The sequence below is a fragment of the Skermanella sp. genome, assembly GCF_059503625.1.
Genome location: NZ_JCACHA010000675.1, coordinates 1 through 12770 on the forward strand (window position 1 = coordinate 1; position 12770 = coordinate 12770).

14 protein-coding genes, 1 other RNA gene and 1 pseudogene are annotated in these 12770 nt (G+C 66.0%); 5 read left to right on the top strand and 11 right to left on the bottom strand.

Translation table 11 applies throughout. From position 1 onward, the window contains the following. The 5 genes and pseudogenes from AC5JJ6_RS21650 to rmuC all read right to left on the bottom strand — a co-directional run. Window positions 1-148 (bottom strand): annotated as a pseudogene (locus AC5JJ6_RS21650) (tRNA pseudouridine(38-40) synthase TruA); the annotation flags it as partial. Further along, the gene (gene fmt / locus AC5JJ6_RS21655) at window positions 145-1080 is read right to left on the bottom strand and encodes a methionyl-tRNA formyltransferase (RefSeq protein ID WP_496044046.1); all 936 of its coding nucleotides are present in this window, start codon (window positions 1078-1080) and stop codon (window positions 145-147) included. The gene fmt and the pseudogene AC5JJ6_RS21650, both read right to left, overlap by 4 nt. Window positions 1081-1119: 39 nt before the next feature. Next, window positions 1120-1944: a class I SAM-dependent methyltransferase gene (locus tag AC5JJ6_RS21660; protein ID WP_496044047.1), complete on the bottom strand. Its 825-nt coding sequence runs from the start codon at window positions 1942-1944 to the stop codon at window positions 1120-1122. A 2-nt stretch (window positions 1945-1946) separates the two neighbouring features. After that, window positions 1947-2465: a peptide deformylase gene (gene def / locus AC5JJ6_RS21665; RefSeq protein ID WP_496044048.1), complete on the bottom strand. Its 519-nt coding sequence runs from the start codon at window positions 2463-2465 to the stop codon at window positions 1947-1949. 67 nt (window positions 2466-2532) lie between these two features. Then, window positions 2533-3936 (bottom strand): DNA recombination protein RmuC, encoded by a 1404-nt coding sequence (gene rmuC / locus AC5JJ6_RS21670; RefSeq protein WP_496044049.1) that lies wholly within the window; start codon window positions 3934-3936, stop codon window positions 2533-2535. A 151-nt stretch (window positions 3937-4087) separates the two neighbouring features. On the opposite strand from rmuC, the gene AC5JJ6_RS21675 reads away from it, so the two are divergent. Further along, window positions 4088-4654 (top strand): carbonic anhydrase, encoded by a 567-nt coding sequence (locus tag AC5JJ6_RS21675; protein ID WP_496044050.1) that lies wholly within the window; start codon window positions 4088-4090, stop codon window positions 4652-4654. A 39-nt stretch (window positions 4655-4693) separates the two neighbouring features. Here the strand turns inward: AC5JJ6_RS21675 and recR are convergent, their stop codons facing one another. From recR to ffs, 4 genes are all read right to left on the bottom strand, one after another. Continuing rightward, a complete protein-coding gene (gene recR / locus AC5JJ6_RS21680) occupies window positions 4694-5287 on the bottom strand; it encodes a recombination mediator RecR (RefSeq protein WP_496044051.1) in 594 nt (197 codons plus the stop codon). A 79-nt stretch (window positions 5288-5366) separates the two neighbouring features. Beyond that, on the bottom strand, window positions 5367-5690 hold the full coding sequence (locus AC5JJ6_RS21685; protein ID WP_496044052.1) for a YbaB/EbfC family nucleoid-associated protein: 324 nt from the start codon (window positions 5688-5690) through the stop codon (window positions 5367-5369). Between the two features lie 3 nt (window positions 5691-5693). Then, on the bottom strand, window positions 5694-7556 hold the full coding sequence (locus AC5JJ6_RS21690) for a DNA polymerase III subunit gamma/tau (protein ID WP_496044053.1): 1863 nt from the start codon (window positions 7554-7556) through the stop codon (window positions 5694-5696). A gap of 108 nt (window positions 7557-7664) precedes the next feature. Beyond that, window positions 7665-7762: signal recognition particle sRNA small type (gene ffs, locus AC5JJ6_RS21695), an RNA gene on the bottom strand. A 46-nt stretch (window positions 7763-7808) separates the two neighbouring features. On the opposite strand from ffs, the gene nudC reads away from it, so the two are divergent. Continuing rightward, on the top strand, window positions 7809-8789 hold the full coding sequence (nudC, locus tag AC5JJ6_RS21700) for an NAD(+) diphosphatase (RefSeq protein WP_496044054.1): 981 nt from the start codon (window positions 7809-7811) through the stop codon (window positions 8787-8789). Between the two features lie 122 nt (window positions 8790-8911). Here nudC and AC5JJ6_RS21705 read toward each other — a convergent pair whose 3' ends face one another. Both AC5JJ6_RS21705 and AC5JJ6_RS21710 read right to left on the bottom strand, forming a co-directional pair. Beyond that, the gene (locus AC5JJ6_RS21705; protein ID WP_496044055.1) at window positions 8912-9781 is read right to left on the bottom strand and encodes a prephenate dehydratase; all 870 of its coding nucleotides are present in this window, start codon (window positions 9779-9781) and stop codon (window positions 8912-8914) included. Between the two features lie 41 nt (window positions 9782-9822). Further along, window positions 9823-10560 (bottom strand): 3-deoxy-manno-octulosonate cytidylyltransferase, encoded by a 738-nt coding sequence (locus AC5JJ6_RS21710; RefSeq protein WP_496044056.1) that lies wholly within the window; start codon window positions 10558-10560, stop codon window positions 9823-9825. 194 nt (window positions 10561-10754) lie between these two features. Between AC5JJ6_RS21710 and AC5JJ6_RS21715 the strand changes: the two genes are divergently transcribed. From AC5JJ6_RS21715 to AC5JJ6_RS21725, 3 genes are all read left to right on the top strand, one after another. Further along, complete coding sequence (locus tag AC5JJ6_RS21715; protein ID WP_496044057.1) at window positions 10755-11294, top strand: c-type cytochrome; 540 nt, start codon at window positions 10755-10757, stop codon at window positions 11292-11294. Window positions 11295-11387: 93 nt separating this feature from the next. Further along, window positions 11388-12227, top strand: coding sequence for a histidinol-phosphatase (gene hisN, locus AC5JJ6_RS21720; RefSeq protein ID WP_496044058.1), 840 nt, complete (start codon window positions 11388-11390; stop codon window positions 12225-12227). 200 nt (window positions 12228-12427) lie between these two features. Continuing rightward, a partial coding sequence (locus AC5JJ6_RS21725) for a hypothetical protein (RefSeq protein ID WP_496044059.1) occupies window positions 12428-12770 on the top strand: 343 nt, incomplete at its 3' end.

Below are 12770 nucleotides of genomic sequence, written 5' to 3' on the forward strand. Positions count from 1 at the left end.
GGCCGGCGCCGTGGACGCGGACGGTTTCGCCGGCCAGACGCTCGACCGCCTCCTCCAGCGCTTGCTGGACGGAAGGGCCGTTGTCCTGCCGCTGCCAGCCGACGAAGTCGCTGCCGTCATACTCGACGGTCAGTTTCCACCGGTTCATGACGCCGCCAGCACGCTTCCGACAGCCGCGTTGAAGCCGCGCAGGAAAGCGGGACCTTCGACCGCCGCCTTGCCCGGCCGCTGCACGCGGGTCAGCCTGACAGCGCCCTCCGCGCAGGCGACGGTGAGATCGGCGTCGAGCAGGGTGCCGGGGGCGGCGCCCGGAGTACCCTCCGCCAGTTCCGCCTTCAGCACCTTGATCCGCTCACTCCCCAGGTCGAACCAGACTCCCGGCCACGGGTTCAATGCGCGGACCTGCCGCTCGATGAAATCGGCGGGCTGGCTCCAGTCCAGCCTTCCGTCGTCGCGGCTCAGCTTGGCCGCATAGGTTACACCTTCGGCAGGCTGGGGCTCCGCCGTCAGCTGGCCTTCGGCCAGACCGTCGAGCGCCTGTACGATCAACCCGGCGCCCATGTCCGCCAGCGCGTCGTGAAGACTTCCGGCCGTCGTCTCCGCCGTGATCGGCACGGTGCCCTTCAGCAGCATGGCGCCGGTATCGAGCCCGGCGTCCATCTGCATGATCGTGACGCCGGTCTCCTTGTCGCCCGCGAGGATCGAGCGCTGGATCGGTGCGGCACCACGCCAGCGCGGCAGCAGGGAGGCGTGGATGTTCAGGCAGCCCATGCGGGGTGCATCCAGGATCGGCTGCGGCAGGATCAGCCCGTAGGCGGCCACGACGGCGCAATCCAGATCGAGCGCCGCGAACTCCGCCTGGGCCTCCGCGTTGCGGAGCGACTTCGGCGTCCGGACGGGGATTCCCCGCTCTTCCGCCAGCACGTGGACTGGCGAGCGCTGCACCTGATGCCCGCGCCCGGCGGGGCGGGGCGGCTGGCTGTAGACGCAGACCACCTCATGGCCGGCGTCGATCAGCGCCCGCAGGCTGGATGCCGCGAAATCGGGCGTGCCCATGAAGGCGAGGCGGAGACGGCTCATGCCAGACACTCTCAAATAACTCGACCAGGTCGGTAAATATCAGCCGATGGGCTTCTGGAGAACGGCGACCATGCGCCACGCCTGTTCCGGATCGTCGATCGCCACGTCCATGTCCAGCCCGCCATACCACGCCACGGCTTCCAGGCTGCCGCTGGCGCGGGCCAGCGCATCCACTTCCTGCACGGTGAAGCGGCGCTGGAAGGCGCGGTCGCGGATGACCTGTTTGCGCTTGCCTTCCCAGATGGTCAAGGTGGTCGTCACCTGCGCCACCTGACTGACCGGGTTCATCGAATCGCCGTCCGATCCCCAGCGCACCTTCACCCGCGTTCCGTCCTGGGTGACTTCCCAGCCATCCTCGGTCGCGTCGTCGATGTTGAACAGCTCGCGCGGGTGCGGCAGCTCGATGATCAGGACGCCGCCGGGGTTGAGCGCATCGGCCACCCGGCGCAGGCATGAAATCACGGCGTCGTTGGTCAGCAGGCAGGCTGCCGAACCCAGCAGCAGCAGCGCCAGATCGACCGGCCGTTCCAGCGTGAAGGCGGTCATGTCGCCTTCGGCATAGCTCAGCGCCACGCCGGCTGCCGCCGCCTTCTCGCTCCCGTACTGCACCATCGCCGGCTCGCGGTCCAGCGCCGTGGCGGCAAGGCCGCGACGCGCCAGTTCGATCGCGTGGTTGGCGGGTCCCGCCGCCAGTTCCAGCACGCTTGCCGGATCGCGGCCCAGCTGGCGTGCCGCGGCGCGGGTCAGGAATTCGCATTCCTCAGGAAAATCGCGGTAGGCGAAGGCGATGTCGTAATAGCGGGCGGCGGCGTAGATCCGCTCGTGCTGCGACTGGGAACCGGCCGGCTCGGGAGGTATCGCCAAAATCAGACCGTTTCCTGCGACTTCTTCGCCTTTTGCAGCTTGCGCATGATCATGTTGCGCTTCAGCAGGGAGATATGGTCGATGAACAGGACACCGTTCAAATGGTCGATCTCATGCTGGACGCAGGTCGCCAGCAGGTTGTCGGCATCCAGTTCGCGGACTTCGCCGTCGCGGTCGATGTAGCGCAGCCGGACCTGCTTGGGCCGGGTCACGTCGGCGTAGTGGTCGGGCAGCGACAGGCAGCCCTCGTTGTGGACGGATGTCTCGTCCGACCGCCAAAGGATCTCGGGGTTCGCCATCGCGAAGGGCTGCGGCTTCTCGTCCTTGTCGGCGACATCGACCACGATGACGCGCTGGAGGATGCCGATCTGGGGTGCTGCCAGCCCGATGCCGGGCGCCTTGTACATGGTTTCCAGCATGTCGTCCATCAGACGGACGATGCCGCCGTCGATGTTCTCCACAGGCTTGGCCTTGGCTTTCAGGACGGGGTCGGGCGCAATGATAATGGGGCGTATGGCCATGGAGCCCTGTGACGAATCTCTAGATTTTCAGGATCGAATTTTCAGATATGGCTTTTGGCTTCGCCCGTCAAGGCGTCGTTGCGGGCAGCCGCCACTCCTGCGCCTGAAGTCCCCGCGTCGCATGGTCCAGAGGTTGAAGTTCCGGCAGTTCAGCATTGTTCGGCGCCACGTGAAGGTCGCGGAACCGGCGGGCGCTGACCAGCACGCGGGTTTCCAGCGTACCGACCGCGCTGTTGTAGCTGTCCACCGCCTTGCCAAGCTGGCCGCCCAGCCGGTCCATGTGGCCGCCCAGGTCGCCGAGCCGCTTGTAGAGTTCGGCGCCCAAGTCGCTGATTTCCCGCGCGTTGCGGGCCAGATGCTCCTGCCGCCAGCCATAGGCGACGGCGCGCAGCAGCGCTATCAGCGTCGTGGGCGTCGCCAGGATCACGCCGCCGTCGATCCCGGCCTCGATCAGGCTGGGGTCCTGCTCCAGGGCCGCGCTGAAGAAGTTTTCGCCCGGCAGGAACAGCACGACGAACTCCGGCGAGGCGCTGAACTGGTCCCAATAGGCCTTGCCGCCCAACTGCTTCATGTGGTCGCGGACATGGCGGGCATGGCGGACCAGCGAGGTCCGCCGCGCCGCGTCGTCGGCCGATCCGATGCCGTCCAGATAGGCTTCGACCGGCGCCTTGGCGTCGACCACGATCGTCTTGCCGCCCGGCAACTTGACGACCATGTCGGGCCGCAGCTTGTTGCCCTGGTCGTCGGAAACGCTGTGCTGCTCGAAGAAGTCGCAGTGATCGACCATGCCGGCCATCTCGACCACGCGCTTCAACTGGATCTCGCCCCAACGGCCCCGCGCCACCGGCGACCGAAGGGCACGGACCAGATTGGACGTCTCGCTGCGCAACTCCCGCTGGCTGTCGAGCAGGGAGAGCACCTGCTGCTTCAGCCCCTCGTACGCGCCGACCCGTTCCTTCTCCAGCGCCTGGATCTGGCCGTCCATCCGGTCGAGCGACTGGCGGACGGGGTCCACGAGGTCGGAGATCGCCGATTGCCGCTGTTGCAAGTCGCCGCGCGCGTTTTCCTGGAACCGCTCCAGCGTGGTGCGGGCAAGGTCGAGGAAACTCTGGTTGTTGCTGCGCAACGCCTCCGACGACAGCGCCTTGAAGGCGTCGCCCAGTTTCGCCTCCGCACGCTCCAGCAAGGCGATCTTCTCGGCGGACAGCAAGCGTTCCTGCTCCAGCCGGGTTTGAAGCTGGGCCTTCGCCGTCTTGGTGTCGCCGAGCTCGGCTCGCAGCGCCGCCAGTTCCCGCTCCCGCTGGATGGCCTCGGCCCTGAGATCGTCGTTCTGGCGAAGCGCGAAATCGGCCTCCGCCGCCAGCCGTCCGGCTTCCGCCTGACCGATGCCCCCGCTGCGCAGCAGCAGCACGATACCTGCCCCGAAGACGAAGCCAAGAATCAGCGACAGCACGTCAAGCGCGAACGGCATCAATCATCCTTCCACCAAGAGCAAGGATGGTAGCGGATCGGGCGCCGAATTAGAACAGGAGAAGAACGAGGCACATTATTTAGAATTAAACCCAATTTTAAGATTCAAACCGATATTAATGCGCCCGTCCCGGTATGCAGGAAGAGGCATCATGAATAAGAACGAAACAGTGTCTGGTTGCGGCTGCTTAGGCCACGCGGCTCACCCGCGCCGCACTTTCCTGAAGCTCGCCACGCTCGGCACGGGGGCCGCCTTGCTGTCGGCCGGTCTGCCCATGGCGTCGGCCCGTGCCGGCGGCGAAGCCGAAGTGCTGCTGCTGAGCTGCATGGATTACCGTCTGCTGGACGAAGTCGCTCACTACATGGACGGACGCGGTCTGACCGATAAATATGACCACGTGATCCTTGCCGGCGCCTCGCTGGGCGCGCTCGTGGACGCCAAGCCGGAATGGAGCGCCACCTTCTGGAACCATGTGGACGTGGCGAAGCAGCTTCACCACATTCGCAAGGTAATGATCATCGATCACCGGGACTGCGGCGCCTACAAGGTCTTCATCGGTCCGGAAACCGCCAAGGATAGGGAAACGGAAACCCATTTCCATACCAAACAGCTTCGCAAAGTGGCTGCGTTCCTCGCGGCGCGCCACCCGGATCTGGGCGTGGAGTTGCTGCTGATGGGTTTGGACGGCAAGGTCGAAACGGTCACCCTCACGGCCTGAACGATCTGCCGGAAGGGTCGGCTCCGAAAGAAGGCCGGATCAGAAAGGCCGGCGGGACCGCAGCGCCGCAGTCAGGGTCCCGTCGTCCAGATAGTCCAGTTCGCCGCCGACCGGCACGCCGTGGGCCAGCCTGGACACGGTGACGTCGCAATCCGCCAGCCGGTCCGTGATGTAATGGGCCGTCGTCTGGCCCTCGACCGTGGCGTTCATAGCCAGGATCACCTCCGTCACTTCCGGCCTGCGCGCCCGGTTGATCAGGCCGGTGACGTTCAGGTCGTCCGGACCGATGCCTTCCAGGGCGGACAGGGTGCCGCCCAGCACGTGGTACAGGCCCTTGAAAGATCCCGTGCGCTCCAGCGCCCACAAGTCGCCGACTTCCTCGATCACGCAGATCAGCGCCTGATCGCGCCGGGGGTCGGCGCAGATGGCGCAAGGATCCTTCGTATCCAGGTTGCCGCAGACCGAGCAGGTCTTGATCGCGGAAGCCGCCTCGTGCATCGCGTCGGCCAAAGGCGTCAGCAGGCTTTCACGCCGCTTGATCAGGTGAAGCGCCGCGCGCCGGGCCGAGCGGGGGCCGAGCCCCGGCAGTTTTGACAGAAGCTGGATCAGGCGGTCGATTTCGGAACTGCTCAAGATCGCTCCACGTAGAACGGCCCGGAAAGAACGGTCCGGCCGCCGTATCCCAAAGTGCGGCGGCCGGAAGACAGCATGCTCAGAACGGCAGCTTGAGACCCGGCGGCAGCTTCATGCCGCCCATCAGCTTCTGCGTCTCGTCGGCGACGTGCTGCTCGACCTTCATCTTGGCGTCGTTGAAAGCGGCCATGATCAGGTCTTCGATCACTTCGACGTCCTCGGGATCGACCACCGACTTGTCGAGCTTCAGGCGCTTCATCTCGCCCTTGCCGTTGAGCGTGACGTTGACCATCCCGGCTCCGGATTGGCCGGTGACTTCGACCTCGGCCAGCGCATCCTGCATCTGCTGCATGCGCGTCTGCATTTCCTGGGCCTGCTTCATCATTTGGCCGAGATTTTTCATGGCTTAGAATTCTCCTATATCGTCCAGCTCGGACGGGGGTTCCTCGTAGAAATCGGTGTCGTTGGCCTCATCCGCAAGCGTCCCATCGGCTAACGGCTCCGGTTCGGCCACGTCCCGCACCTCTAGCTTGGCATCGGGGAAGATGTCGAGCACCGCGCGCACGACGGGATGCTGCGCCGCGTCCTCCAGGGCCTTGGCCTTGGCGCTGTGGTCCTGCTCGCTCAGCGTCGGCTCGCCGGGAGCGCCCGACACCGTCACCATCCAGCGCCGGCCGGTCCATTCCGACAGCAGCTTGCCGACCCGGCCCGACAGTTCCGCCTGGGCCTTGTCCTTCGGCCTGATCTCCAGCCGGCCGGGCTCGATCCGCACGCAATGGACGGCGCTGTAGAGCTGACCATAAAGCGAGCCCTCGCGCATCTCGCCGAACAGCGTCACGACCTCGCGGAAGGTCCTGGGGTCGGGCAGCGGCTCGGCGTCCGCATCGGCCGAAGCCCGCTCCGCCATTGCGGTTGGTTGCGGCGCCGGCTCCATCCGGGGAGCAGCCGAGGAATGGGCGACCGCCAACGCCGGCCCTGCCATCGCGCGCGATCCGCCGCCGTTGCCGCCGCTACCGTTCTGGCCTGCGGGCGTCCCGCCGCCGGCGGGAGCGCCGCTGCCCTGAAGCTGGCGGATCAGGTCGGCCGGGTTCGGCAGGTCGGCGGAATAGGCCAACCGGACGATCACCATCTCGGCGGCGTCGAACGGCACCGGGGCGCTCTGGACCTCGCCTAATCCCTTCAGCAGGATCTGCCAAGCGCGGGTCAGCGACGGCATGCCCAGCTTGCCCGCCAGCTCGCCGCCGCGCACCCGTTCCGTTTCCGGCGTGCCGGGGTCCAGCGCCGTTTCCGGCACGACCTTGAAGCGGGTCAGGAAATGCGTGAAGTCCAGCAGGTCCTGAAGCACCACGACCGGATCGGCGCCGCTGCGGTGCAGGTCGGACAGGATGTCCAGCGCGTCGCGCGGCTTGCCCGTCATCGCGGCTTCGAACAGATCGACCACGCGCGCCCGGTCGGCCAGCCCAAGCATGTCGCGGACCTGAAGCGCGTCCAGCCGGTCGCCCCCCAGCGCCATCGCCTGATCCAGCAGGCTCAGGCCGTCGCGGGCGGAACCATCGGCGGCTCTGGCGATCAGCGCCATGGCGTCGGGATCGACCGCGACGCCCTCGGCCTCCGCCACCCGGTTGAAGTGCTTCACCAGCGTCTGGGTATCGATCCGCCGCAGGTCAAAGCGCTGGCAGCGCGACAGGACGGTGACCGGAACCTTGCGGATCTCGGTCGTGGCGAAGATGAACTTCACATGCTCCGGCGGTTCCTCCAGCGTCTTCAACAGCGCGTTGAAGGCGTTCTTGGACAGCATGTGGACTTCGTCGATGACGTAGACCTTGTAGCGCGCCGCCACCGGCCCGTAGCGCACGCCGTCGATGATCTCGCGGATGTCGTCCACGCCGGTATGGCTGGCGGCGTCCATCTCCATCACGTCGACGTGGCGGTCGGCGGTGATGCTCTTGCAGTTCTCGCAGACGCCGCAGGGCGTGATGGTCGGCCCGCCGGTGCCGTCGGGTCCGGTGCAGTTGAGCGCGCGGGCGATGATCCGGGCGGTCGTCGTCTTGCCGACGCCGCGCACGCCGGTCAGCATGAAGGCGTGCGCCAGACGGCCGGACTTGATGGCGTTGGTCAGGGTGCGGACCAGCGCTTCCTGGCCGACCAGTTCGGAGAAGTCGCGGGGGCGGTATTTCCGCGCGAGGACCCGATAGGCCTTTGGGGCACCGGTCGCGGCGGAAGTTTCCGGCGGCGGCGCGCCGAGGGGGGGAAGCGTCTGATCGGTCAAAACGAAACTCTGGCGTCGGGCAACGGCGTTGCCGCCAGTCTAGTCCCCGATGAACGCATGTCGAAGCGGAAAGACATGTCGGACTGAAACTGTCGGGGAAAGATTGAGGTGGGAGGCTGGACAAACGACCCGAGCCGAAACTCGTTGCGGCTGCTTCCTTCCGGACCTGACCGGGTTGGCGAGGGACTCGTCCGCCGCCAACCTCCCGACGCCTATATGGCGCGCGGCGAAGCGGGGAGCAAGAGGAAACGCGTGTCGGCCATCCATGCGCAAATTCCCGGCGGATCGTACTTTCCAGAAGCTCCGACCTGTGCCACCTATACCGACATGCCAAACAAACCCAATTTCTATGCCGGCGGCATGCTCGATCGGGTATCGGCGCTGCGCAAGGACCAGAGCTGGATCGACGCCCGGCGGGCGGCGGCCGAGACCAGGATCGTGCCGGTATGGCGCGCCCAGAACTTCATGCTTGGAGACCTGGAAGCACCGCAAGCTGGCCTTCTCACCATGGCCGATCTGCCGGAGGAGGCGGAGTATTTCCTGCTCGGCCTCAACGGCGAGACCGCTTATTTCGCGGTCGACCTGTCCGACCTGGAAGACCCCGCCACTCATCCGAGCTTTGCCGGACGCGGCAGCTTCGCCGATCTGCGCAGCTTCGGGCCGCTGCTGGGTCACGACGAGGGCAACATACTTGCCTATGCGCGCGGCCTGACATGGTGGCATTCCCGCCACCGCTTCTGCGGCGTCTGCGGCCATCCGACCGTCAGTGCCGAAGCGGGCCATGTCCGCCGCTGCACCAACCCGGACTGTGCGACATCGCATTTCCCCCGCACCGATCCCGCCGTGATCATGCTGGTGCATGACGGCGACCGCTGTCTGCTGGGGCGCCAGCCGCGCTTTCCCCCGGGAATGTACTCGACCCTGGCCGGTTTCGTCGAACCGGGCGAGAGCCTGGAAGGGGCGGTCGCGCGCGAGGTCTTCGAGGAGTCCAACATCCGGGTGGGGGAGGTGACCTACCATTCCTCGCAGCCCTGGCCGTTCCCGTCGTCGCTGATGCTGGGCTTCCACGCCGTGGCGACGACCACCGACATCCGCACCGAGCAGGACGAACTGGAAGACGCCCAGTGGTTTACCCGCTCCCAGATCCTCAACTGGGAGGAGGGCGGTCCCTACCGCCTGCCAAGAGCCGACTCGATCTCGCGCCGGCTGATCGAAGATTGGCTTCACGGGTGAGGAAGCGCATGCTCTTGTAGGTCGCGCTAAAGCGAAGCGGCAGCCGACATAGACGCGCCTGCTTGTCGGCTGCCGCTTCGCTTTAGGCCGACCTACAAGGAACTACGGTTTACGAACCGCCCTCAATCGTCGCCGATCATCTGGTTCTGCTGCTCCAGCCGGAACGGATTGGCCGGATAGACGCCCAGGATCTTCACCTCGCGGGCGAAGAACTCCAGCTCCTCCAGCGCCAGCCGCAGGGGCCGCTCTTCCGGGTGGCCCTCGACGTCGACATAGAATTGCGCCGCCGTGAAACGGCCGTCCACCATGTAGCTTTCCAGCTTGGTCAGGTTGACGCCGTTGGTGGCGAAACCGCCCATCGCCTTGTAGAGCGCCGCAGGCACGCTGCGGACGCGGAAGACAAAGGTGGTCACGACAGGACCGGAATTGGGAGGCGGCTGGATCGGTTCCCGAGCCATCACCAGGAACCGGGTCGTGTTGTGCTCGGCATCCTCGATCCCCTGCTTCAGGGTCGTCAGGCCGTAGATCTCGCCGGCCAGTTCCGACGCGATGGCCGCTTCGGTGATGTCGCCGCGTTCGGCGATCTCCTTGGCCGCACCCGCCGTATCTGCATGCGGGATTTCCCGCAAGCCTAGCGCCCGCGTCACCTTGCGGCACTGGGACAGCGCCTGGATGTGGCTGCGCACCACCTTGATGGTGTCGAGAGATGCTCCCGGCGGCGCCAGCAGCTGGTGGTTCACCCGCTGGTAATGCTCGCCGATGATGTGCAGGCCGCCCTGCGGCAGCAGGTAGTGGTTGTCGGCGACCCGCCCGGCGACCGAGTTTTCCACCGGGATCATGCCGTACTCGGCGGTGCCCTCGTGCACGGCGGCGAACACGTCCTCGAAGGTCGCGCATGGCATGGTCTGCCGCTCCGGGAAAACGGTCCGGCAGGACAGGTCGGAATAGGCGCCAAGGGAACCCTGGAAGGCGATCGCAGTGGATTTGGACATGACCGGGGTATTTGCTCGATTGTGAGGGATTGAAAACTGGCTCAGCGGCCGAGCAGCACTCGGGCGCGGGCCAGATCGGCGGGAGTATCGACACCCAGCGGAACCGCGTCAACGACGGCCACGTCGATTCGCATGCCTGCGGCGAGTGCCCGCAGCTGCTCCAGCCTCTCCTGCTGCTCCAGATGCGACGGCGGCAGCGAGACGAAGCGGGTGAGCGCTGGCGTCCGGTAGGCGTAGAGGCCGATGTGGTGCAGCAGCGGCGCTTCGCCGGTCGGGGCCGTAGCACGGGTGAAGTACAGCGCGCGGCCGGTAGCGGCGCCCGGCGCCCGCTCGACCACCGCCTTGACGACGTTGGGATTGCCGCGCTCGCTGGCGTCGATGATCTCGACCGCGAGCGTGCCGATATCGACCCCCTCGGTCTCCAGCAGCTCATAGGCGGCGCGGATCGTTTCCGGCGCTATGGTCGGCAGGTCGCCCTGGACGTTCACCACGGCATCGTGCCTGCCATCTGGGTCCACGATCCGGAGCGCTTCATAGATGCGGTCGGAGCCGGAGGGGTGGCCGGGCTTGGTCAGAACAGCCTGACCGCCGGCCTTGGCGATGGCGTCGGCGATCTCCGGTTCGGCGCAGGCGACGACGACGGGACCGATCCCCGCCTCGATCCCCCGGCGCCAGACGTGGACGATCATCGGTTCGCCGTGGATATCGGCAAGCGGCTTGCCCGGCAGCCGGGTCGAGGCGAGGCGCGCGGGTATGACGATTATCGGGTTGGTTGGCATGGTGGCCATCTGCGACATTTAGGTTATAGGTGTGCGTGCGACATTTCGCCCTGAGGGTCAAGCGGCTAAAGCGGCTGACCCCTGTGACACAGGGGCCTATGTTGCGGTTAACGAAACAATAAGCCGTCGTGCGTGACAGCCGGCGGTTCGGCCGCTATCGTGCGGTAATTACAAGGGAATTGGGGACTCGCGGCATGTCGAGCATGGAATTCAACAAGTTGTCAGGGGCCATCCTGCTGGGCGGCCTCGTTGCGATGATGAGCGGCTTTATCTCGGAAGTACTGGTTTCGCCTAAGCATCTGGAACAGAATGCTTATCAAGTCGATACCAGTGCCATAGCGCCGGCGGCGTCGCCTGCCGGCGGTGAACCCGCCGAAGTTCCGCCGGTGGCCCCGTTGCTGGCCAGCGCCGATCCCGCAGCCGGCGAGAAGGTGTCCAAGGCCTGCACATCCTGCCACTCGTTCGAGAAGGGCGGCGCCGCCAAGGTCGGGCCGAACCTGTGGGGCGTCATCGGCGGTCCACACGGTCACCAGGAAGGTTTCGCCTACAGCGACGCCATGAAGAACACCCCAGGCAACTGGGACTTCGAAGGGCTCAACCATTTCCTGCTGAACCCGAAGGCCTACATCGCCGGCACCAAGATGAACTTCGCCGGCATTAAGAAGGACCAGGACCGGGCCAACCTGATCGCTTGGCTGAACACCCAGTCCGACAGCCCGCAGCCGCTGCCGTAACTGCCGGACGACGCCGCTGTCGTAATCCGGCTGGCGGGATGGAAAGAGCCCCGCTAGGATGCCTTTCCCTCCTGCCGGCCTGGATTTGCGATAATGACGGCGTCAAGCCCTTCGACCGAACCGCCCGCGGCCTTGCCGGACCCCATAGTCTTGCCGGACGGCGTGACCGATCTGGCCGTCCGTCTGGCCGACGCCGCCGGTTCGGTGATCCGGCGCTATTACCGCACGCCCTTCGCGGTGGACGACAAGCCCGACAGCTCGCCGGTCACGATCGCCGACCGGGAGGCCGAGGCTGCGATCCGCGCCATTCTGGCCGCCGAGCGTCCCGGCGACGGCATCGTGGGGGAGGAACACGGCACGACCAATGGTGACGCCGACTGGCTGTGGGTGATCGACCCGATCGACGGCACCAAGTCCTTCATCACCGGCCGCCCGACCTTCGGGACGCTGGTGGCCCTGCTGTACCGTGGGCGTCCCGTCCTGGGCGTGATCGACCAGCCGATCACCGGCGACCGCTGGGTCGGGGCCGCCGGGCAGCCGACCACCCTCAACGGCAAGCCGGCCCGCGTCCGGGCCTGTCCGTCGCTCGGCCGGGCGACGCTCAACACGACCTCACCCGATCTGTTCGGACCCGACGACTACGCGGCGTTCCGCCGAGTCGCGACGGCCGTCAAACTGCCCATGTATGGCGGCGACTGCTACGCCTACGGTCTGCTGGCGGCGGGCTTCGTAGATCTGGTGATCGAGGCCGGCCTGAAACTCTATGACTACGCGGCCCTTGTCCCGGTGGTCGAAGGGGCGGGCGGCGTCATGACGGACTGGAGCGGAGCACCGCTCGGCAGGGGGTCCGACGGGCGGGTGGTCGCTGCCGGAGACGCCGCCGCCCATGCCGAAGCGCTTGCCCGTCTGGGTGAGGCTCCATTAGGTCGATAGCCTCATTTTCGTATCTCTTTCCTTGCCCTTTTCGTGTCGCCATCTGGTAAGACTCGATTCCGTGCAGTCGCCCGATGCGGCGGCACCGCTCCCTCGAACTCGCGCTTTAAGACCAGGGAATGTTCGCCATGCTGATCCCTAAACCAGCCAAGTCAGCCTACGAAAACGCAGATACTGACATCCGGGAAATGCTCGATCGGATGATCGCGGAATTGAAGGCCACGCCCTCCTGGGAACAGCGCAGCACCCAGTTCCTTGAAATCATCGATGCTCTCGAATTGGCGTTCGAGGGCGATGAGGAGGATCTGGACGACGACTTCATCGACGATGACGATGAGGACGCCGAATATGTCGGCGACGAGGACGACGATCTCGACGACGACGAGGGCGACGAAGAAGGCGGGGAGCGCTCCGTTTCCGGCGAAAAGGTCAATGGCTGGCACGGCGGCGGCGGAGTCGTGGCCCCCGCAGACGACGAGGTCGAGGTCGAGGAGGTCGAGATCGTCGAGGACTTCGCCGAAGTCCTGCCGTTCTATGTCGGCG